Raw genomic sequence first — 18,920 nt, 5'->3', positions numbered from 1 at the left:
TCCCCTGCTAGGGTTCGGAATCCAAGTCCGGCGTGTTGGCGCACGCCCGGGCATTTTGTAACCCGCGTGTGGTGACTTGGCTTCCAATTAAGCAATTACTACTACGACGACTTAACATTACCGCTGCATAGGTATCGCTGCTGACGTGGCGGTGGTTCTATATGCCACCATACCGTTGGTAACATATATGTCCATGACCAAAGCAGCGCCAATGCGGCTCTCGCTCCCGTCCGATCAACTCGTTCTTCAGCAGTTGACCGAAGGCCGAAATACGGCTGCGAACATCGCTGCAGAGGTTGATCGGAGTCGGAACTACATCAACCAGCGAATGCCGCAACTCTACGACTACGGGCTCGTCATCAAGGTGGGTCCAGTCGAGGGAACTGGACTGTACGAAATTACGCCTAAGGGCGTCGCTACACTCCGTCTCATCGACGACTACGAAGAGGGCAGCGAGTTTGAGAACCGCGTCGAAGATCGGGCGGAACTCATCGAAGTTGGCCCACCCGAGATCATTGATCGCGGTGCGGGTCAATCCTGACACGCTTTCTCACCTCAGCTCGCCTTCGACGAGCCCCATCGCCTCGTTGATCCAGTTCGGGATCGGTCGCGTCGACGGGTCGCGATCGACACACCGCGCGCCCTCGAACTCGAACGTCCACTCGTCAGTGCCATGCTCGATTCGGACTGTCTTCTCGTCGCCGTACTCGACCGTGAGTGTTGCTGTCGTCGGGATGTCCGGCGGCACGTCGCCCTGGAGATCACTCTCAAGGTCGATCTCGAGTTGTCGTCTGTCGTTCGTCGCGGACATAGCAATAGAAACGACGGACGGATACCGCTTAAAAACCCCTTAGATTTCCGAATCCTCAGTATGTCGTGACTGTCGGTGGAAGATCAATCACCGGTTCGACATCGGTGTCAATCACGCTGTAGACGCGGTTTTTCGTCGTCGATTCGTCGTAATCGATGAGGTCGTATTCTTTCAGCTTCGGAAATTTCCCCCGGCGAGCTCGCTCACCGATTGGATGGACCGGCCCGCCTGCGTAAATCTCGTCGGCGATTTCCTCGTAATGCTCGTGCAGTTCCGTTCCCGCGATTTCCCCGGCATCGTGGATGATCCCGTACAAAACCTGATGATGGAACGGGAGGGACTCGAGGTTCAGTTCGCGAATGCGGTGCTTAGCACGTTCGTAGGCAGTCGTGATATCGACGCTGTCGATGTGATGGAAGCCCTGATCACGGGCAATCTCGGCAGCCGCTCGCAGCGTCTGGATGCCATCGCGAGCGACACCGGCGACTTCGTTGGCGATCGCCTCGAAGTACTCGCGAGAAACGACATCGCCGTGGAACCCTTGGATCGCTCGCCGCTCGAGGATGTCAGCGAGTTCCGAGACACCGTAGCGACCGATTTTGACGTGGCACTGATCGAACGGGTGGCTGGTGACGACATCTAGTCGGGAGAGCCAGTCTGTTCCCTCGTGGGCGATCGCGATGACAGTGACGTGTGCGGTCGTCAGGAGCTCGTTGATCGCATCCGTTTCGGGTAGGTCATCGCCTTCGTCCAGGACGACGATCGTCCCACCGTCGACGGCGTGACGGAACTTACGACAGACCGTGTCGGTCGGTGTCGTTCGAACCACATCGTCAGGCCCGTTGGGGTGTTGCTCAAGGACAGACCGGAGCACAGCCCCGGTCGTCTTCCCGAGTGAGTCGACAAAGATCGTCGTGACTCCCCGCTGGCGCTTGAGTCGCTCAGTCACTTTCTGCGCGAGGAGTGTCTTCCCGACGCCCGACGGACCGGAGATAAGCATGTCCGTCTCCCGTGGTTCGGGGGTGGTATACCGACGAAGCAACTGCTCAATTTCGGTCTCGCGGTGGAGAAGGTCCGGTGGAACGAAATCGTCGTCGAACACTCGCGGATCGGCTATCATGTGCTACATGACAGCAAGGTTGTTTAAAAAGATCCCTTGTATTTCCGAATAGTCAAGTCGAGAGACAGGGGGAGTTATAGAACAGTGCACATACCCTCTCTACGACTACCCGACGAGCGATAAGTGCAGGCGGCCTATGTGTCAATAAGCTCGAAGTCAGTTCCGCTACAGTCAGGGCATGAATCCCAGTTTAGTGGAGTGGGGTCAACATCGCTCACCGCTTGCAGAACAAATCCACAGCCTTGGCATTCACTAAAGAGGTCCAAGCAAGAGCAGCTATGGAATCAATTGCCTTCTCTTTTTTACCTCAGTAATTTGGTATAGAAGGAAGAGAACAGCGTAACATTCGCGGACCTATTTATCGGCCAGTTCACCGGGAAAGTTGATGCAATCAACACTGTGGGAAGGGTTCTATGCCGTCCTCGAAAGACAGACTATGTGTCTGTACTACTCGGCGAGGAAGCGGGCACGCCAGTAGCCCGTCTTCGCCCAGCGCTGATTACAGTCCTTTTTGTGTGGGATCTCGTCGATGTTCAGCGCGGAGCGTCCACAGCTACAACACTCGATTTCGCCAGTCGGCTCGCCGATTTTGAACCCGTCTTCCCAGATTGGTGTTTCACTCCGAATGATCTGGTATTCCGTCTCTGGGGCAAGTGCTTCCCGCATTATTTGACCCCCAGGACAAACACAATTTTCCAGATCGTGATTTGGCGGGGCTCGACGTAGCGGAGAATCGTTCCAAACGCACCTGACCGGCGTGGACCGATCACGAGTTCGAGGTCACCATCACCAGAGATGTCCTCGACATCCACGAGTGGTATCTTCTCCAAGAGGTACGCGAGAAGGCCGTGTTTCAGTCCCATATGATCACCACCACTCCGGTTCATCGGAAACGTGGAGTCCCAGCTCACCAGTGACATCTTCGGGATCGAACGCAGCCGGCACTGTCTTCGCACCGATCGCGAACGCGACGCGTCGAATGTGCTTGCACAGTCGGTCTCTGTATCGGTGGTCGGCGCACTCACACGCCCACGGCCGTGAGTTGACGAGGTACTCGCGCCCGCTTTGGGAGACAACGAGGTAGAGATCGTCACAACCGCGGACGCGGCCCTGGTTCTCGAGGACGGTCAGATACTCCGTCAACGCACGGTGATCGACGTCGTCGGCGCTGACGTCCTGCGTAGCCGCCATCAGTTGGACACCTCCTCGAGCAGCGCTTCGGCGTAGTGGTCGAGATCCTCGCGGTTGGAGTGCCGAACAGCGAGCTCGGCGAGTCGTGCACCGGGACCCCACAGCGACGATACCTTGAGATCCTTCGCGAGGTCGAGCGCCATTTCATCGACATCGCGGTTAGAGGGATTCTCAACGTAAGCCAGGAAGCGCTGGTTCGGCGCGTCGAAGTCGTCGGAAGCCTCGCCGCCGACCATCGTCTCGGCAACCCCAGTGAAAGCACCCACTCGCCCGTCGACCTGGATGTCCCATTGTTCGAGCTGCTCGCCATCGATCACGTAACGGATCTCGTCGTCTTCGGAGCTCTCGAGAACTTCGCGGATTGCGTTGCGCTTCCAGTTCCGAAGATCGCGGTAGTACCAAAACATCGCGAACGCCTCGAGCGTCTCGAGGCGGCGGGAGATCTCAACCTCGCCCTCGGTGCGTTCGGTGACCTCACCGCGGTCGCGAACAACGGTTACCGGTCCCTCGCCCTCGACGAGGAACGGCCGTGGCAGCGTCGTCCCGTCGATAGTCTCGCCCTCGATTGCACCCGCGACATCCGTGTCGTCGGCTTCGGCCTCGGGTTCAGTAGTGGACATTACTCCTCACCTCCGAACTGCGCGACCTCGGCGAGTTCGCGGGCTTCGTGAACCGACGTGATCGGAATCTTCGAGTCGAGTTGCGCCGACGCATCTTTCACGTATCGTTCGACGACATCCACTGCCTGCTCGTCGTCCTCCGCTGCTCGGAGGAATAATTCTTCGAGCACTTGGGTGACAATCCGGTCGAACACCTGCCGCCCACCGTCCGCAGCCTCGGTTTCAACGCGGCCCAGACGGCTTTCCGGAAACGCGTAGGTTTTGTTGGGCTCGCTCTTGATGTTCGAGCAGTAGACGCACTCGAAGACCGCGTCCGACTTCGACGCACCGAGTCGGTCGTTCGCGTAGTTCTCGGTCAATTCGTAGTCATTCTCGTCGCTCCACTCCTGTGCGTCGCCAAACTCGCCGTCGTCGTTCTCGTACTGTTCGAGGACGTGCATCGGTCGCCCCTGCGCGAGGTCGAGGACGATATCGCCGGGCTTGATATCGGTCCTCTCGTCTGTGCTCCCTCCGCTAAATGGTGATGGGAACTCGTCTGTCATTCGTGATCAGCTCCGTTTTCTGTGCGGCAGTCAGGACACATCGGAATCGTGTGCTCGTACTCGGCGCGGCGGATGTCGTCTCGACACTCACCAGTCTGAGGGTGTCGTGACCGGTATTCGACGATCTCCTCGTCGACAAGCATGCCGCCCGACGTCACCTGCTCGAGACTGGCCTCAGGAACCTCGTGCTGGCAGCCGTAGCACGTCGACGTCGCGACGGCCGCACCACCGTCGGCCATGAGGTTTTGCTCCTCGTCGCGGTCATCGATTACGCGTTCAATAGTGTCGCGAGTCGCCTTGCAAACGGCGTTGAACTCGTCGAAGTCCGGGAGTTCGTCGCCAATCGGAACCGTCTGCGCGACAATCTCGGACAGGTTGATGTCGGATTCCTGCTCACCGGTCGGTGCTTCCGCAAGCGTCTTTTGCGTGGTTGTCGTAGTCGACATGTTCTCTGTAGCCTCAGGGAACGCAGGTCCGGTGCTGGAACACCGGGCCGAGAACTTCTCCCGGCAACCCCGCGCTTCCTACTTCATAGTCTATCGGCCAGCCTATTATAGCTTTGTATTGCATAGTGGATAGAATAGTGCACCGCAAAAGGTATCACATATGATGTTGTACTATGGCGCACGGATGAGTGTACAGACACACGATCCACCCGTGGTCAACGAACTCTACCAACCGACGGAAAAGGACGAACAAGTCCTTGAGGCGCTGAAAGACGGCCGCGACAGCGACGAGCCGTGGGGTCGTGCAAACCCACGTTGGCTCATGGACCAAACCGGGCTCTCGAAGTCAAACGTCGAGTTCTGTCTTCGGAGCTTGCACGATGCCGGTTGGGTCCGCCGTCCGTCCCGTGGCCTATACGAACTCGTCGAGGACCCGCGTGGGGAAGATGATGAGTAGCGCACAGCAGACTACAGACTCACAACTGAACTGGCCTGCAGGATACGACCGCACACCCGCGAATGACCGCGAGTCCTATCCTGGCGACATCTCGCTGACCCATCGCGAGGCCTTCGAGTCGGTCGTCGACGAGCTCGAGCGCTGGGGGAAGACCGACGTCGAGATCGAGACAGCGGAGACGCACTACGTCAACGACCCGAACATCCCGCACAAGTCTGCCGACCCGGACGACGTCGGCGTCGTGGCGTACTACCGCGACCCTGAAGCACACTCGAGGGAACAGTCAGCGATCGCGTGCGACCAGTGGTCGAGTCAGCGCGAGAACGCCCGGGCCATCGCGCTGTGGGTCCGCCGCATTCGGCTCGCCGATCGGTGCGGCGTGGAGACCGCTCGCGATATCAACGAGGTCGCGCAGCTGCCGCCCGCCGTTGGGGAGGCGATTGCTGCACCCCCTGCTCAGAGTGACGATGGACTCGAGGAGGAACCGCACGAAGTCCTGGACGTCGCACCGGACGCCCCCGATGATGTCGTCAAGACAGTCGCTCGACGAAAGTCTGCGAACGTCCATCCGGATGGCGACGATCCTGATGTCGAGGAGTACAAGCGGGTTCAGAAGGCAAAGGATGCGATGGTCGATGGGTGAAGCCGACCGTCGCGAGGCCGCGCTGCTGGTTGGACCCGAGGACGCCGACGAGGTCGCATACCAGCTTCGCGAGTGAGGCTACGACTTCGAGTAACTCAGGAACCGGCTGTATCGCCCGTTCAGTCGAATCCGAACGGGATATCGCCGTCGTTCTTTTTTAGGTATTCGACTGCGATGTCGGCATCTGCGAGTCGGATGTTAGCCCTGTGACTGCCACCGTAGCGCTCGACAATACCCTCTTGGACAAGTTCATCAACGAGTTCTTTTGCACGTCCTTCTGCGTGTGACGGAATGGCAGCATACCGACCAACAACGGTCGTGACCTGTGCTTTACTATTCCCGATAATCCGCTTGTGTAGCATCGTGTTTACAATTTCATTCTTGATTTCTTGTTCATTCATCCCTGTTGTTTACTATGGTACACACTGGTATAAATATTGTGTATTTCACTAAACACTGGTGTTGATTGAGGGTAACATTTAAGGTGTTGGCAGCACCAGTCTTCCATATGAGCCAGACAGTCAACGAGGAGAAGGAAGCGTACGCAGACGACACGCCGCTGGTGGAATTGTTTGGGGAGGGGGCTCGAGCACGGCTCCTTTCGGTTTTCGCAACCAAGCGCGGCCGCGAGTTCTCGGTAACAGAACTGTCGCGACAGGCTGGCGTGACCCGGAAAACGGTGTATGATCACTTGAATAAATTGGAGAAGCTTGGTGTCGTCAAAAGCGTAGACACAGGACAGGCCAACAGGTACACCACTGCGGACTCTGAGGTTGCAGAGAAATTGTACGAATTGAATGGTGTGACGCTCCAACGGCTATTGGACAGCGAGTGATTTGTCTGGTTGCGAGAGACATACAACGATATACGTTTTACAGCATTTCCACTGCTCAGCCCTGCGAAGTTGCTCATTTTGGTTGTCAGAGAGCCCGGCAATCGACTAAGCAATAATGTTAGGAACTCGCCCACAAGCCGCAAAACTGCCGAAGTGACGGTTTAATTCGGGATAAGAAGGAGTTCAACGGCGTTCTCTTCGCGCTCTCGTGCTGCAGTTTATACACTAAACCGGGACCAACAGCGGTGATGATCCAACGCCACCTCGATATGCTGCTCGCGATTGTCCCTGATTGGCTTTGACGAAATGATTGAACCATCCTATTCAGACCTTGCACGAGAGGCACTGGATGCATTCCTGATCTATCAAACCACTCAGAGCCGATTTGTCAAAGGCACATATCTCCTTTAAGTTGCTGTTCTACCCAAGGTGCAGAACTGGTTAGCAGGCACTGTGACTGACAGCAACTTACAAAAGAACGAACAGTGTTAGTGTAGATGGGAACGCGGTGAGGGTCGGTACTTCTCACCGCCTATTTTGCCAGGCGAGTTCGATCACTGCGACCAACGTATTGATTGTGAGCAGTACTACCGTAGTGAAATGTAGAGTCAGTTCCATATTCATTCTTGTATAGATCTCTCTATCCGTCGATAGATCCCTTCTAGGTGGGAACGCGGTAAGGATCTACTCTGACGGCGAAAGAGCGTTGGTACTTTCGGTATATAAGACGTTCAGACGTTTTACTGAGATACGCAGACCGTTAATTCACATAAGGGAGACTTTAACGGGAGTAGAGGCGCTTAGAAACCAGAATTCTTGATATTCACCCTCGGTTGTAATTCGTGAAGTAGATATTGTGATTATGTGAAGCCGGCGACTAATCGAGGTATACTGTCATGGAAATATACTATTACAATAACAATTACTCAGGGTGTGGGTCTTAAACCCCGCCGTTTGTAATCAGCCACATAGTCACAGCACCGACTAAAATACCTACAGCTACCCTGATGCGGCGTTTTCGAATGTCTTCGTCTGATATCCATCGTCCGCCTGAATCTCGTGGTCGGGACATGTTCGTACAAATTGGTCTATAATAGTGTAAATCTTTCCAGAGTATATGTTCTCAACCGCTAATCTACCGGTGCTGCAGTTTATATACCAAGCCGAAACCAACGCCGGTGATGCCCGACCTTGCACCCCAAGAAGACCTGCTCGTCATCGAAGCGCTCGTCGAGTATCACGATACACATGCCGATGAGTATCCCGAACGTGCATCACATGCAAAAGTCGTCGCGTCCGCGTTCGCTCACGAACACGGATTGATGCTCAAAGACGCACTGCGACAGCGAGAATGGATTGAAATCTAACTGGCCTACTCGAGTAAAGAATAGTGGAACGTATTATCTATGCCACTACAGGACTGTTCAGCACTCTCCACCTACTTTTTCCCACTCTATACTCCCTGAAGAATCCACAGCATAAATGTTGAAGACATCCTCAGTTACATTAGACGTTCTCACTAGATAAGAGTCTCCTGGAGAAACCGTAAACTCCCTAGTGGTAGGGTTATCTGGATAGTTTTCCTCTCCCCTCCAATAGTATACATCCATGTCTTCACTCCCCGTATTATAAACCTCAAAATTTATTGAATCGACATTTGAAACATCAAATTCAAAGGCCATATTTTGCTCCTCTTCCAATATAAATTCACCTTCACAACCACCCACAGCGCTTGTAGTAGTACTTAACATCCCCAAACCGATAGCAGTTGTACCAATGCCTGATAGCAATTTCCGACGTGACTTTCTGTTTGTCATCGCTTTTGGAAATAGGGAGACACGTATAATTAATCTTCCGACACTTAGATCTCTCCTATCTTGCTAATCGCAGGGCTGTACTATCAGGATCTCATCCATCTCATCGAACAATCTGAGTAGTGATTCTCGAGGCCGTTGGCGAACTCCTGGTTGGAATAGAACAGTGCTGAAACGTGCGCGTAGAATACGGTTGCCAGCAGGGCAGTGGGAAAACTGCTGGCAAGCCGCTGCGTGCGATCTGTCCCAGAGACGATCGCAACCGCGTGCATCCGTCCGAAGACGTCGGAACGGCGAGGAAGCTGTCTCGTCGGAAGTTCGTTGTTGGCAACGACTATCCTCGACTCCCCCGCCAATGCACTGGTTAGTACGTCTGCCCATCAACTTATTGGCCAAGTGACTAATAACCGCGAGCCACGGCTATTGGAACCTTCACTATCGAAGGTGGAATTGGACGCACCTCGAACAGTGGTGAAATTTCCAGACAATAGTATTGAAATAGCCGTTATGTTTACGTCTCGTCGCACATATGCTCGAATGCAGGGGACCACATCCATCGCCGGTCGTCCCCCCACCGGACAAGCCTGTCCAAAGGCCAGTCCCCTGCATACCCACAGACAGCCATTCGACGGGATGCATCCCTGATCCACCACCAACCACCGCTCGGCCCTCCCAGGGCCGATTTGTCAGAGGCACACGGATGCACTACTGTCGATTCGGCCTGTACGCCGCACTACTCCTCAGATGTCGATAACTCAGCAGCCAGCTGCTTACAGCGAACGGAGATCAGTCCAAACGGAACCGAATCGTCACGGAATGACGCAAACTCGAACTGCTCGTCGGTGATGATCTGCTCGATCAGCTCGTCGTCGTCGGTTTGATTCGAAGCGATGACAGTGGGGTATGAGTGGTGCTCCTGGAGATACTCGTAGATCTCCTCGATCTCTGGGTCGTCCGCACGATGGACCACAATGAGTCAATCAGCCTCTGCCTTCGAGATCGGATGGATCTCCTTGAGAGCAGAGATATCTTTGATCGCTGCTATCGACACGCCAGTCGTTTCCTCCAAGAGACCAGCTCGAATTTGTTGAACTCGGTCGCGGTCGCTGATTAGTTTGATGTTGATCTCTGTCTTCGTCATAGCTGTCTAAGTGCGACCAGCGCAATAGGGCTGGCCGGCACACAATTTGGCTTACTCGGCCAGCTAAAGCGCGACCAGTCAGCGTGCATCTTCCCGGTTGTGCATCTCCCCCATTAGTCTCGGATAATCCCTTCAGCGCCAAGTACGTCCCTGGTTGGAACAGAACATCTCTGAGAAACGGACGCGTAGAATATGGTTGCTAGCAAGGCAGTGGGAAAACTGCTGGCAATCCGCTGCGTGCAATCTATCCCAGAGACGATCACAAACGCGTGCATCCGTCCGAAGACGTTAGGTAAGTTGGTTGCTCCAGACAAAAACAGAACGTATTCCATCGACCCCCTGGGGTCTGAAGGGTTATTGGAGGTCGATGAAATCTGTGGTTTGGAGAACGTATGTTTAAGCCCCAAGGGTCGAGATATTGGGATGGTTCCAGAACTACCCTTGTTGGCTTGAAGCTNGTTCCAGAACTACCCTTGTTGGCTTGAAGCTTCCACGTTCGTAGCTGTTGCTAACGCCGTCACACGGTTCCAGAACTACCCTTGTTGGCTTGAAGCTTGGTCGGGACGGGGATCTCCGTCTCTTCGTAGACGGTTCCAGAACTACCCTTGTTGGCTTGAAGCTGTGCCGAGCCGTCCGACCCGCCGTTCACGTCGAGTTCCAGAACTACCCTTGTTGGCTTGAAGCAATAAAAGATTTGCACTGTAGTTATCTGAATGTACTAGTTCCAGAACTACCCTTGTTGGCTTGAAGCCCGCGGGCGAGAAAGTCCTTCCCGCCCTTCATGTGCGGTTCCAGAACTACCCTTGTTGGCTTGAAGCATCCGCACCTTCACGAGGTGCTTGTGCCACAACGCTGTTCCAGAACTACCCTTGTTGGCTTGAAGCGCCGAGGCGCTCGAGGACGGCGCGCCGATGCGCGTCGTTCCAGAACTACCCTTGTTGGCTTGAAGCGTTTGCCTTGTTGAACTCCCGCTGCTCGCCGTTCTCTGTTCCAGAACTACCCTTGTTGGCTTGAAGCAACATCCTCCTTATCATCCGGTTGGATGCTGATTGATGGTTCCAGAACTACCCTTGTTGGCTTGAAGCTCATAACACCGCTGTTATGGCTGTGTTATGAGATTCTGTTCCAGAACTACCCTTGTTGGCTTGAAGCCCGGTCTGAGCCATGATCAGATCGAACGGGAAGGGGAGTTCCAGAACTACCCTTGTTGGCTTGAAGCAGCGATCCCGACCGCTGGAGAGGACTCGAAGCGAGCGGTTCCAGAACTACCCTTGTTGGCTTGAAGCGGCGTGACAGACTCTCCATCAGAGGCCTGCCGGAGCGCGAGTTCCAGAACTACCCTTGTTGGCTTGAAGCCTACACGTCTACAGTGATGAGGTGCCGGATAACGCTGGTTCCAGAACTACCCTTGTTGGCTTGAAGCGTTGACGGCGAGTCCTACGAGACGCAGATTTGGGGCAAGTTCCAGAACTACCCTTGTTGGCTTGAAGCAGGATACTCTCGATGATGGGCTCGGCTTCGGCACGGGTTCCAGAACTACCCTTGTTGGCTTGAAGCGGTCGGTCTCACTGGCCCACAGTGGTACTCTGCGTCCGTTCCAGAACTACCCTTGTTGGCTTGAAGCCTCAGACTGAGCAGCGGCCCGACCAACAGCCCCGTGTTCCAGAACTACCCTTGTTGGCTTGAAGCGTCGGCTCCGAGGTCGACGGAGTGATCCTCTCCGTTCCAGAACTACCCTTGTTGGCTTGAAGCCGTCGACGAAACATTACTACCGTTAGTTGTGAGACAGTTCCAGAACTACCCTTGTTGGCTTGAAGNGAACTACCCTTGTTGGCTTGAAGCCGTCGACGAAACATTACTACCGTTAGTTGTGAGACAGTTCCAGAACTACCCTTGTTGGCTTGAAGCGAAGATAACATCGAGTGGGCGATGGACCGGATCGCGTTCCAGAACTACCCTTGTTGGCTTGAAGCACGTGTTTGGAATGGCGTACTTGACCCTCATGGAAACGTTCCAGAACTACCCTTGTTGGCTTGAAGCGGTCTGTCGTGGATGACCCGAACCAAGACCCGACGGGTTCCAGAACTACCCTTGTTGGCTTGAAGCGAGAACGAGGAAGCCACGTTCTACGTCGAGAAAAGCGTTCCAGAACTACCCTTGTTGGCTTGAAGCGCCGACCACGGGGCCGGCTCGAGATATTCGTTCTCGTTCCAGAACTACCCTTGTTGGCTTGAAGCGAGACAGAGACATCGTCCAGGTCGACCAGCGACAAGAGTTCCAGAACTACCCTTGTTGGCTTGAAGCGAGCGCGCCGTATCCGACGAGCGGCGTGCACTCGGGTTCCAGAACTACCCTTGTTGGCTTGAAGCTCTCGCGGGGTAGCGACGCCGTGCTGTTCGATGTGCCCGTTCCAGAACTACCCTTGTTGGCTTGAAGCACGCTCCTCTTCGTCCTGATCATCGTCACTGTCGCTGGTTCCAGAACTACCCTTGTTGGCTTGAAGCGTCGAGCAACTGTCGAGCGACCCGAGCCAGGCGGTTCCAGAACTACCCTTGTTGGCTTGAAGCCCAGCGCGGTTTAGAGAGGATCTGGACGAGCGCGAGTTCCAGAACTACCCTTGTTGGCTCGAAGCATGGTCCTCATTATGGGGGCTATAGCCCTAGTCGTCGTTCCAAGACTACCCTCGTTGGCTTGAAGCATGCGCGAAATCGACATGGATGGCTTCATCGGATACGTTCCAGAACTACCCTTGCAGGCTCGAAGTGAAATGGGGCAGGATACATTTAGTGCGGTAGGAGCCGTTCCAGAACTACCTTTGTAGGCTTGAAGCCAACTGCGTCGCTCGACGACGTCGTCGATCTGTGGTTCCAGAACTACCCCTGTAGGTTCGAAGTGTCCGCTCCCACGTCGTGTGACCGGCAGGTACCTACCAGTCGTGTCATAATTTTTTTATTCGTGAAAAATAAGTACTGTCTATGCGCATTCTCGTACGGCTGCGTGCTGATGCGGACGCAGTATATAATCCAGAATACCACAATAAGCTTCGGGGGGTGATCTGGAACGCCCTTTCAGGGACACCATTTTATGACCTTCACGACGATCGTTCTGTCCCTGCATTTTGTTTCTCGAATATCTTTCCAGTGAAACAGATTACAGAGGGAGATATCAGACACGTTCTCGTGTCTTCCCATCACGAAGATTTGATACGAGTCCTGGCTGATCGATTCGATCCCGGAACTGAATTCAACGTCGGAGAGATGGCGTTTCACGTTGATGGTCGCAGCGTACTATCGCCTGATGTCGGAGAAACTGGCTCTAGTGGAACCCTTCGAACAGATACTGGTGTGTATATCCCGCTACCTGAGGAGCGGTGGGACGAATATGGTATCGAGACCGATGCCAACGCCGAGCAAATCGGATGGAGCCCAGATCATTCGCTGGAGATTTTCCTCGAGCGAGTGCGGGAGAACTTAGCCTGGAAGCACGACACGATCTGTCCGGACTACTTGGATACGGTCTCGCCAGAGACGGAGTTGTTCACAGATCTTGCACCGCAGAAGACGTACACCGTTGACGTTCCGGTTACGTCGAACAACACCTACGAGTACACGTTTTTGGTAACCAAGTGGGAGTTCGAGTACACCGTCCGGAATGAGGATCATCGTCGATGGCTGAATCTTCTGCTCGATACCGGCATTGGGTGGCGGAATCAGCTCGGATTTGGGTTCGTCAACCTGGAGGACGAAGACTAATGTCGCAAGCGACTACCGAGGAAGACGAACTGATCAGTACGGTTCTCGAGGAAGTCCCGGATCGGCCAGTGTCGAGTTTGTACGATGTGGCCTGTCTATATACGGCGTGTGATCGGTACAGCCGTCTGGCAGAGTCAACGATACCGGAAACAATGGATTCCGAAGCGGTCAGCAAAGTCACGGTCGCGACGGATCTGCTCCCCGAGGAGGAATCAAACAGTATCGTTGCAGCCAGAGTCGACCTGTCGGGACAGGACCCGGAGCTTGCAGACTCGCCCGTAGGGGTCCAAAACTACACGGAAGACAACCGATTCAAACTCGGGTATCTGAAAAATCAACGGAAGACCTCGAGTGCGACGGACTACTCGATTACGAATCACTCGGGGACATCGGAAACTGATGTCGAAACGATCGCACACGATTCTTGGGGGAACCGCTTCCTCCGTGGTCGGTTCGAGGTTTGGCCGCATCGTGATGGTGCCCAGAAGATCGCAGAGTCGCATCCCGATGGAGAGATCATTCACCAGCTAGCAGCACTTGGTGAGGACGAGGACGCGATGGAAGAGCTCGCGGAGGCCTTGCTCAATACGGTTGATTTTGAGGAGACGCGTGCTCTCGTAACAGTGAAAATCAGACTCGAGGATGATGGTGACTTCCTTTGGCCTGGTGAAATTCCCGTTTTGAACGAGGCCGCCTACGAATGTCGGCGGGAACATTTTCGCGACGGTATTTCGATGTCTGATGCCGAGCCGACTGGTGAGGGAACTGGATTCATCACTGGTACTGATGGCCATGTCATCGGCGGGTCCCCTGGCATTCTTGGTCAATTTGGCAAGCTCCAACCAGAGCTGTTCCCAGACCTCAACAAGGATGATGCGTGGCGATCGCGTCCACTCAAGCCTAAGACAGCAATTGTAGTCGATCGCTTTGGGAGCATTATAGACGAATTCTATACGGGGTTTCAGGGGGTTCGGTTCTACTTGCTTCCGTATCCAGAAACAGAACTTACAGCAGAGACGTTCAGCCGATTCTACACGGACGTTTACAAGCGACTGGAGGGAGCAAGCGAATCCGAGTTTGAGGATGAGATCATCGAGCTATTCGAGCGAAAGGTCGATATCGACCGTCTCGTCGAGAAGTCTGCAGCCAGTTCGGACGTTCTCGAGGAGTTCTTGGGAGACCTCGAGGAGGAAGGAGAAGGAGGATTGACTACCTTCGATGGGTACGATACGTGGTTACGTGTCTACGGACTCTCGGTCGCGAAGGGGCTGGATCCAACGCAGGTCTTCGTCGACGAGCCAGCAATTTCGCTTGGGTCTCTCACCGACCTCGAGGCAGCGTATCACAACCTCGGGATTTCGCTCCAGGAGTCTGAGCTCTTTGGCGATCTGGTCGAGAGAACCGACTATGTACGACCAAGCCAGGATGTCGCAAAAGAGGTCCTCGGTGGACGGTGGTTCTATTCCACGATCGCAACGTCACCAGATCCAGATGATACCAGTGATACTGATCCAGCGCCTGATGACGCCTTCCTAAGTCTGGCTGGCAATCTCGTGAAAGGCAACAAAATAAACGCAGACCAACTTATCGAACTCTTCACGCTCAAGATTGAGCGCGAGTTTCGGAATAATCAATCGAATGGCAACGGCGAATTTCCCTCAAACGTTGTCCTTGGGCAATACGCTCGGTTAATTGCACTGGCGAACACGAATTTGTTGTCAGAAAGTAATATACGGTATACATGTGAACACAGTGGTGCGTTCATGGACTCGAGTACTACTGGTGACCTGTCACGGGAAACCAGACTGGAACATTTCATCGAGGAACACGATGCGTTAGCGACGCCGGAAGCAAGAGCAGTGTTCCTTCTGGGTGGGTTAGTTGGACGTCTCACAGCCTTCCAACACCGTGAAAATGTCTCGCGGAAGCTGGTTGAACAGCACCCACCGTCGTCGATCACCAAACAATCGATAACGTCTGTAACCTGCCAGGTGATGGAGAAGAATGAAACCTACGCGCAGATGGAAGAGGGGCGAGGGAACATGAATAAGCGATATGTTTCACGCCTCGCGGATACGATGCTGGACAAACAGCCAACGTCCTGGAATCTTGTAACACAAGAGATGCGGTGGCTGTACAGTCTGGGCGTCGCATATGGAAAATCCGACACATCAAACTACACCGAAGAGTCGCCGGACTCGGAATAGCGCCTACAGAATCCTATCTGAATCGATAGAACACAGAACATCGGACGATCAAAACCAGAACTCAACAACGACACCATGGCAGACACAACTGCAACCAACGGAAACGAAGTAACGAACCGCTCTGAAATTGTTTTCCTCTACGACGCTGAAGACGCTAACCCGAACGGCAACCCGCTGTCAGCAAACGACCGACCGAGGATCGACGAAAACACACAGCAAGCGGTCGTCACCGACGTCCGACTGAAGCGCTTCATTCGAGACCAGCTCCACGACGACGGTCTTGGTGTGTATATTCGGAATCCTGCGAAAGAAGGTGAGCAGGGACGAACTCGGGACGACCTCTTCTTGGATCTTCTCGAGGTCACCCAAGACGAATTGAAAGAGATGGAAGCCGAAGAGATATTTGATACCTTCCTTGCGAAGGCTACAGACGTTCGGTACTTCGGTGCGACGTTGTCTTTCGATGATACTGTCCAGAAAGCATTAGAAGATGCGGAGATCTCGACGCCGCAGTATACGGGGCCACTTCAGTTCAGCCACGGGCGTAGTATGCACGAGGTTGTCGAGAATTCGGAAAGTAAGAAACTGTCCGTGACGATCCAGAACGACGCAGATGACGAGCAAGGGACGTTTGCGGAAGACAACCGTCTCCAGTATGCTCTAATCAACTTCCATGGGATCCTCAACGAGGTCAACGGATCCATGACCGGACTCTCTCAGACCGATGTCGAACGACTGGACACGGTCATCTGGCGATCACTGAAAAACCAGACGCTGACTCGGTCGAAGATGGGACACCAACCGCGTCTGTACCTCCGTGTGGAATTCGACTCCGGATACCACGAGGGCGATCTCGATGACTTGCTGAGTATTGATGCGGATGAATCCGCGTCGCCACGCGAGATGAGAGACATCAGCGACGTTACGATCCAGATCGATGATTTAGTTGCTCGGCTGGCAAGCCAGTCTGTCTCTGACCGGATCAACACGATTCGAGCCCACGCTAACCGGTATGTCTCCGTCAGCTACGATGGCGAGATTGGGGGCCCAGACTTGTTGTATAGTGCCTTGGAAGAAGTCGGGGACGTCCAGGTCATTGACCCATACGAGCAAAACGAAAACTGATGACCTCCGCATCGCCTCCCGAAGCGATTTCGTTCACGATTAGTGGTGAGTGGGCTCACTTCAGGCGAATAGATACGACAACAGCCAAGCAAACATATCGTGTCATCCCAAGAACGACCGTTATCGGACTACTGGCCGGCATTCTCGGTTACGACCGCGATAGTTACTACGATGATTTCCACCCGGACAAGTGCGACATCGCGGTCTCCCTTGAGACAGAAGTGTCAACGATGGCTGTGCCACAGACCGAACTCACTACGGAGGGGGCATACCGGAGTAGTCGTGGCGGACACGATGTCGAAGCTGCATTTCTGAAAGTAGAGAAAACGCTTGAGGACCGACAGCGAAATTTCTACGAATACCTAACAGACATGAGCTATCGGATTGACGTGTGCCACTCTGACGCCGAAATAAGGGCCGACCTGCATGACATGTTGTCTGCAGGCGAATCAGTGTACACGCCGTCTCTTGGGAAAAGTGAGTGTCTCGCGTCGATCTCCTATCATGGGAAATCTGAGACAGTATCTGTTGAGTCGGATGTCGCTCACTCTGTTGTGCCGCTGGACGCTGCGGTTCCAACTGGCCAACACATCGCGACAGAACGATCACCGCGGCATATGGTTCGTGATGGGCGATCGCGACGCACAACTGATTTTGGAGCGTATGCGTATCGCAAAGATGGAACCACGAACTCCCTCGAAGTAAGAGACGAAGCAACTGTGTTCGAGATTCATGATCGGCCTGTAACATTCATGTAGACATGACCGATCTATCTGTTCCACCAATTCTCGCCCGACCGCGGTCCGCTGCCGACTCCGAGCCGAACGAGCTCGAGCCCCACCTGCGGGATGTCCGAGAGCGGGCACTCGAGTTGCTCCCCGACTGTCGCGAGGAGCTTACAACGGTTGTGTCGGTTGCCGCTTACCTACATGACTTTGGGAAACTGAACGGTTTTTTCCAGAGATATATCCACGCTCGGGACCGCGGTGAAGGTGCAATCTCGATCTCGAGGAAGAAACGGAGTCACGCGTATCTGGGAGCACTTGCCTGTCAGCATGTGCTTCGGCAGTACGGCCTTTCCGATCATTGGCAGGCGGTCGGGTTTTTTGCGGTTGCAAAGCACCACGCGACAGCACTGGCTGATTTCCGAAAAGTCAGCGAGTACATGGGGGAAACCGAGTTCGGTCCATTTACCAGCGTTATCCCGACGAAGCAGTTAGAAACCATAGTCACGAACGAGTCATTACGAAATGCTGCTGGAGAAATGCTCTCGGAGGCACGTCCAGACAATGTTTCTGCAGCAGAGGCTTTCAGAGAGTTCGTTTCTGACTTTAAGCGAAAAGAAACGACGACAGCGCTTGCTGACTTTCGTCCCACAGATTCCGGCAGCAAAGAGTATGTGCATCTTCTTCGTGTTTGGAGTACACTCACCTGCGCGGACAAACTAAGTTCGGCAGGTCTCCCAAACCGCTCTCCAAAGCCAATTGATCCGGATCACATCACGGATCATGTTGAGGTGTTTCCGGAACAAGAAGGTATCAAAGGCACACTCAACGATCGACGAGAAGCAGCCAGAAAAGCCTGCACAGGAAGAGCTGAGGAATTCCTCGAATCAGGGAACAAACTCGCTCGGATTACGCTTCCAACCGGCTTTGGGAAGACCCTAACAGGCACGCAGACTGCACTGAAGGTAGCACAGATCAAAGGCGGCCGGGTTATCTATGCTCTCCCGTACACGTCGATCATCGATCAAACAGACGAGCTCTTCCAGGAGGTCTTCGATCTGTCGCCGCTCGAAGAACGGTATACGGTCCACCACTACCTCGCAGAAACACGGACACGAACAGGGAGTCTACCTGACGGAGACGCCCCATCATACCTTGATCAGCAACTTCTTGCGGAAACTTGGCAATCAGATCTCATACTAACGACCTTCGTACAGCTATTCGAGTCACTCACCAGTCCCACGAACAAGCAGTCATTGAAACTTCCTGCACTCCAGGATAGTGTTATCGTCGTCGACGAACCGCAGGCGCTGTCCCATTCGTGGTGGCGCTTAATTTCACACCTCTGTCGCCTCCTGTGTGAGTACTACAATATACACGTCATATTCATGACTGCGACACAACCCGGACTGTTCCAACATGATGATCAGGTCTCAACACCGTTTGAATTTCTCCCAGTCGCTACACCGTACTACAGTCTGATCGAGGACC

Annotated in this window: 22 protein-coding genes and 1 CRISPR repeat array; of the genes, 10 read left to right on the top strand and 12 right to left on the bottom strand. The window is 54.1% G+C overall.

Annotated elements, in window-relative coordinates; all coding sequences use genetic code 11:
* Positions 1–193 precede the first annotated feature (193 nt).
* Positions 194–541: a winged helix-turn-helix domain-containing protein gene (locus C482_RS15130; RefSeq protein ID WP_241431939.1), complete on the top strand. Its 348-nt coding sequence runs from the start codon at positions 194–196 to the stop codon at positions 539–541.
* 9 nt (positions 542–550) lie between these two features.
* On the opposite strand, the gene C482_RS15125 is transcribed toward C482_RS15130, so the two are convergent.
* The 8 genes from C482_RS15125 to C482_RS15090 form a co-directional block, all read right to left on the bottom strand.
* The gene (locus tag C482_RS15125) at positions 551–811 is read right to left on the bottom strand and encodes a hypothetical protein (RefSeq protein ID WP_006168590.1); all 261 of its coding nucleotides are present in this window, start codon (positions 809–811) and stop codon (positions 551–553) included.
* Positions 812–866: 55 nt separating this feature from the next.
* Positions 867–1,931, bottom strand: a complete 1,065-nt coding sequence (locus C482_RS15120) for a Cdc6/Cdc18 family protein (protein ID WP_006168589.1) — start codon at positions 1,929–1,931, stop codon at positions 867–869.
* A gap of 447 nt (positions 1,932–2,378) precedes the next feature.
* Complete coding sequence (locus C482_RS15115; RefSeq protein ID WP_006168588.1) at positions 2,379–2,597, bottom strand: hypothetical protein; 219 nt, start codon at positions 2,595–2,597, stop codon at positions 2,379–2,381.
* Positions 2,597–2,794, bottom strand: a complete 198-nt coding sequence (locus tag C482_RS15110; RefSeq protein ID WP_006168587.1) for a hypothetical protein — start codon at positions 2,792–2,794, stop codon at positions 2,597–2,599. The genes C482_RS15115 and C482_RS15110 overlap by 1 nt, the downstream gene beginning before the upstream one ends.
* 4 nt (positions 2,795–2,798) lie before the next feature.
* A complete protein-coding gene (locus C482_RS15105) occupies positions 2,799–3,122 on the bottom strand; it encodes a hypothetical protein (protein ID WP_006168586.1) in 324 nt (107 codons plus the stop codon).
* Positions 3,122–3,742, bottom strand: coding sequence for a hypothetical protein (locus C482_RS15100; RefSeq protein ID WP_006168585.1), 621 nt, complete (start codon positions 3,740–3,742; stop codon positions 3,122–3,124). Before C482_RS15100 ends, C482_RS15105 begins: the two co-directional genes overlap by 1 nt.
* Positions 3,742–4,284, bottom strand: a complete 543-nt coding sequence (locus tag C482_RS15095) for a hypothetical protein (protein ID WP_006168584.1) — start codon at positions 4,282–4,284, stop codon at positions 3,742–3,744. The genes C482_RS15100 and C482_RS15095 overlap by 1 nt, the downstream gene beginning before the upstream one ends.
* Entirely contained in the window at positions 4,281–4,730 is a 450-nt protein-coding gene (locus tag C482_RS15090; protein WP_006168583.1) for a hypothetical protein, read from the bottom strand. The genes C482_RS15095 and C482_RS15090 overlap by 4 nt, the downstream gene beginning before the upstream one ends.
* A 184-nt stretch (positions 4,731–4,914) precedes the next feature.
* Between C482_RS15090 and C482_RS15085 the strand changes: the two genes are divergently transcribed.
* Both C482_RS15085 and C482_RS22440 read left to right on the top strand, forming a co-directional pair.
* Complete coding sequence (locus C482_RS15085; protein ID WP_241431938.1) at positions 4,915–5,187, top strand: helix-turn-helix domain-containing protein; 273 nt, start codon at positions 4,915–4,917, stop codon at positions 5,185–5,187.
* Positions 5,180–5,830 (top strand): J domain-containing protein, encoded by a 651-nt coding sequence (locus C482_RS22440; protein ID WP_006168581.1) that lies wholly within the window; start codon positions 5,180–5,182, stop codon positions 5,828–5,830. Before C482_RS15085 ends, C482_RS22440 begins: the two co-directional genes overlap by 8 nt.
* A gap of 119 nt (positions 5,831–5,949) precedes the next feature.
* On the opposite strand, the gene C482_RS15075 is transcribed toward C482_RS22440, so the two are convergent.
* Positions 5,950–6,231 (bottom strand): hypothetical protein, encoded by a 282-nt coding sequence (locus C482_RS15075; protein WP_006168580.1) that lies wholly within the window; start codon positions 6,229–6,231, stop codon positions 5,950–5,952.
* 107 nt (positions 6,232–6,338) lie between these two features.
* Between C482_RS15075 and C482_RS15070 the strand changes: the two genes are divergently transcribed.
* Positions 6,339–6,665, top strand: coding sequence for a helix-turn-helix domain-containing protein (locus tag C482_RS15070; RefSeq protein ID WP_006168579.1), 327 nt, complete (start codon positions 6,339–6,341; stop codon positions 6,663–6,665).
* A 1,181-nt stretch (positions 6,666–7,846) separates the two neighbouring features.
* Positions 7,847–8,032, top strand: a complete 186-nt coding sequence (locus C482_RS15065) for a hypothetical protein (protein WP_006168578.1) — start codon at positions 7,847–7,849, stop codon at positions 8,030–8,032.
* Between the two features lie 57 nt (positions 8,033–8,089).
* Here C482_RS15065 and C482_RS21270 read toward each other — a convergent pair whose 3' ends face one another.
* From C482_RS21270 to C482_RS21560, 3 genes are all read right to left on the bottom strand, one after another.
* Positions 8,090–8,482, bottom strand: a complete 393-nt coding sequence (locus C482_RS21270) for a hypothetical protein (protein WP_152422026.1) — start codon at positions 8,480–8,482, stop codon at positions 8,090–8,092.
* Positions 8,483–9,212: 730 nt separating this feature from the next.
* Positions 9,213–9,449, bottom strand: a complete 237-nt coding sequence (locus tag C482_RS15060; protein ID WP_006168576.1) for a hypothetical protein — start codon at positions 9,447–9,449, stop codon at positions 9,213–9,215.
* Positions 9,450–9,455: 6 nt separating this feature from the next.
* Complete coding sequence (locus C482_RS21560; protein WP_161605607.1) at positions 9,456–9,620, bottom strand: hypothetical protein; 165 nt, start codon at positions 9,618–9,620, stop codon at positions 9,456–9,458.
* Between the two features lie 458 nt (positions 9,621–10,078).
* A CRISPR array of direct repeats spans positions 10,079–12,514; the repeat unit is 30 nt; unit sequence GTTCCAGAACTACCCTTGTTGGCTTGAAGC.
* An 81-nt stretch (positions 12,515–12,595) separates the two neighbouring features.
* On the opposite strand from C482_RS21560, the gene cas6 reads away from it, so the two are divergent.
* The 5 genes from cas6 to C482_RS15035 all read left to right on the top strand — a co-directional run.
* Positions 12,596–13,372 carry a CRISPR-associated endoribonuclease Cas6 gene (gene cas6 / locus C482_RS15055; RefSeq protein WP_083858633.1) on the top strand — a complete coding sequence of 259 codons (777 nt, stop codon included), beginning with the start codon at positions 12,596–12,598 and terminating at the stop codon, positions 13,370–13,372.
* Positions 13,373–13,929: 557 nt separating this feature from the next.
* Complete coding sequence (locus tag C482_RS15050; protein WP_161605606.1) at positions 13,930–15,579, top strand: TM1802 family CRISPR-associated protein; 1,650 nt, start codon at positions 13,930–13,932, stop codon at positions 15,577–15,579.
* Between the two features lie 75 nt (positions 15,580–15,654).
* Positions 15,655–16,704 (top strand): type I-B CRISPR-associated protein Cas7/Csh2, encoded by a 1,050-nt coding sequence (gene cas7b, locus C482_RS15045; protein WP_006168573.1) that lies wholly within the window; start codon positions 15,655–15,657, stop codon positions 16,702–16,704.
* Positions 16,704–17,462, top strand: a complete 759-nt coding sequence (gene cas5b, locus C482_RS15040; RefSeq protein WP_006168572.1) for a type I-B CRISPR-associated protein Cas5b — start codon at positions 16,704–16,706, stop codon at positions 17,460–17,462. The genes cas7b and cas5b overlap by 1 nt, the downstream gene beginning before the upstream one ends.
* A 2-nt stretch (positions 17,463–17,464) precedes the next feature.
* Positions 17,465–18,920: CRISPR-associated endonuclease Cas3'' (locus C482_RS15035; protein ID WP_006168571.1), on the top strand; the 1,456-nt coding region annotated here is incomplete at its 3' end.

Source organism: Natrialba chahannaoensis JCM 10990, assembly GCF_000337135.1.
Lineage (GTDB): Archaea > Halobacteriota > Halobacteria > Halobacteriales > Natrialbaceae > Natrialba > Natrialba chahannaoensis.
Note: the sequence above shows the minus strand (reverse complement) of the source record. Positions and strands in the feature narration are given on the sequence as shown.

Coding starts and splice junctions, on each gene's coding strand:
- C482_RS15095 (WP_006168584.1), bottom strand. CDS start 4,284: ATGACAGACGAGTTCCCATCACCATTTAGCGGAGGGAGCACAGACGAG.
- C482_RS15120 (WP_006168589.1), bottom strand. CDS start 1,931: ATGATAGCCGATCCGCGAGTGTTCGACGACGATTTCGTTCCACCGGAC.
- C482_RS15085 (WP_241431938.1), top strand. CDS start 4,915: ATGAGTGTACAGACACACGATCCACCCGTGGTCAACGAACTCTACCAA.
- C482_RS15125 (WP_006168590.1), bottom strand. CDS start 811: ATGTCCGCGACGAACGACAGACGACAACTCGAGATCGACCTTGAGAGT.
- C482_RS21270 (WP_152422026.1), bottom strand. CDS start 8,482: ATGACAAACAGAAAGTCACGTCGGAAATTGCTATCAGGCATTGGTACA.
- C482_RS15100 (WP_006168585.1), bottom strand. CDS start 3,742: ATGTCCACTACTGAACCCGAGGCCGAAGCCGACGACACGGATGTCGCG.
- C482_RS15050 (WP_161605606.1), top strand. CDS start 13,930: ATGGAAGAGCTCGCGGAGGCCTTGCTCAATACGGTTGATTTTGAGGAG.
- C482_RS15090 (WP_006168583.1), bottom strand. CDS start 4,730: ATGTCGACTACGACAACCACGCAAAAGACGCTTGCGGAAGCACCGACC.
- cas5b (WP_006168572.1), top strand. CDS start 16,704: ATGACCTCCGCATCGCCTCCCGAAGCGATTTCGTTCACGATTAGTGGT.
- C482_RS21560 (WP_161605607.1), bottom strand. CDS start 9,620: ATGACGAAGACAGAGATCAACATCAAACTAATCAGCGACCGCGACCGA.
- C482_RS15075 (WP_006168580.1), bottom strand. CDS start 6,231: ATGAATGAACAAGAAATCAAGAATGAAATTGTAAACACGATGCTACAC.
- C482_RS15065 (WP_006168578.1), top strand. CDS start 7,847: ATGCCCGACCTTGCACCCCAAGAAGACCTGCTCGTCATCGAAGCGCTC.
- cas6 (WP_083858633.1), top strand. CDS start 12,596: ATGCGCATTCTCGTACGGCTGCGTGCTGATGCGGACGCAGTATATAAT.
- C482_RS22440 (WP_006168581.1), top strand. CDS start 5,180: ATGAGTAGCGCACAGCAGACTACAGACTCACAACTGAACTGGCCTGCA.
- C482_RS15105 (WP_006168586.1), bottom strand. CDS start 3,122: ATGGCGGCTACGCAGGACGTCAGCGCCGACGACGTCGATCACCGTGCG.
- C482_RS15070 (WP_006168579.1), top strand. CDS start 6,339: ATGAGCCAGACAGTCAACGAGGAGAAGGAAGCGTACGCAGACGACACG.
- C482_RS15110 (WP_006168587.1), bottom strand. CDS start 2,794: ATGGGACTGAAACACGGCCTTCTCGCGTACCTCTTGGAGAAGATACCA.
- C482_RS15115 (WP_006168588.1), bottom strand. CDS start 2,597: ATGCGGGAAGCACTTGCCCCAGAGACGGAATACCAGATCATTCGGAGT.
- cas7b (WP_006168573.1), top strand. CDS start 15,655: ATGGCAGACACAACTGCAACCAACGGAAACGAAGTAACGAACCGCTCT.
- C482_RS15130 (WP_241431939.1), top strand. CDS start 194: ATGACCAAAGCAGCGCCAATGCGGCTCTCGCTCCCGTCCGATCAACTC.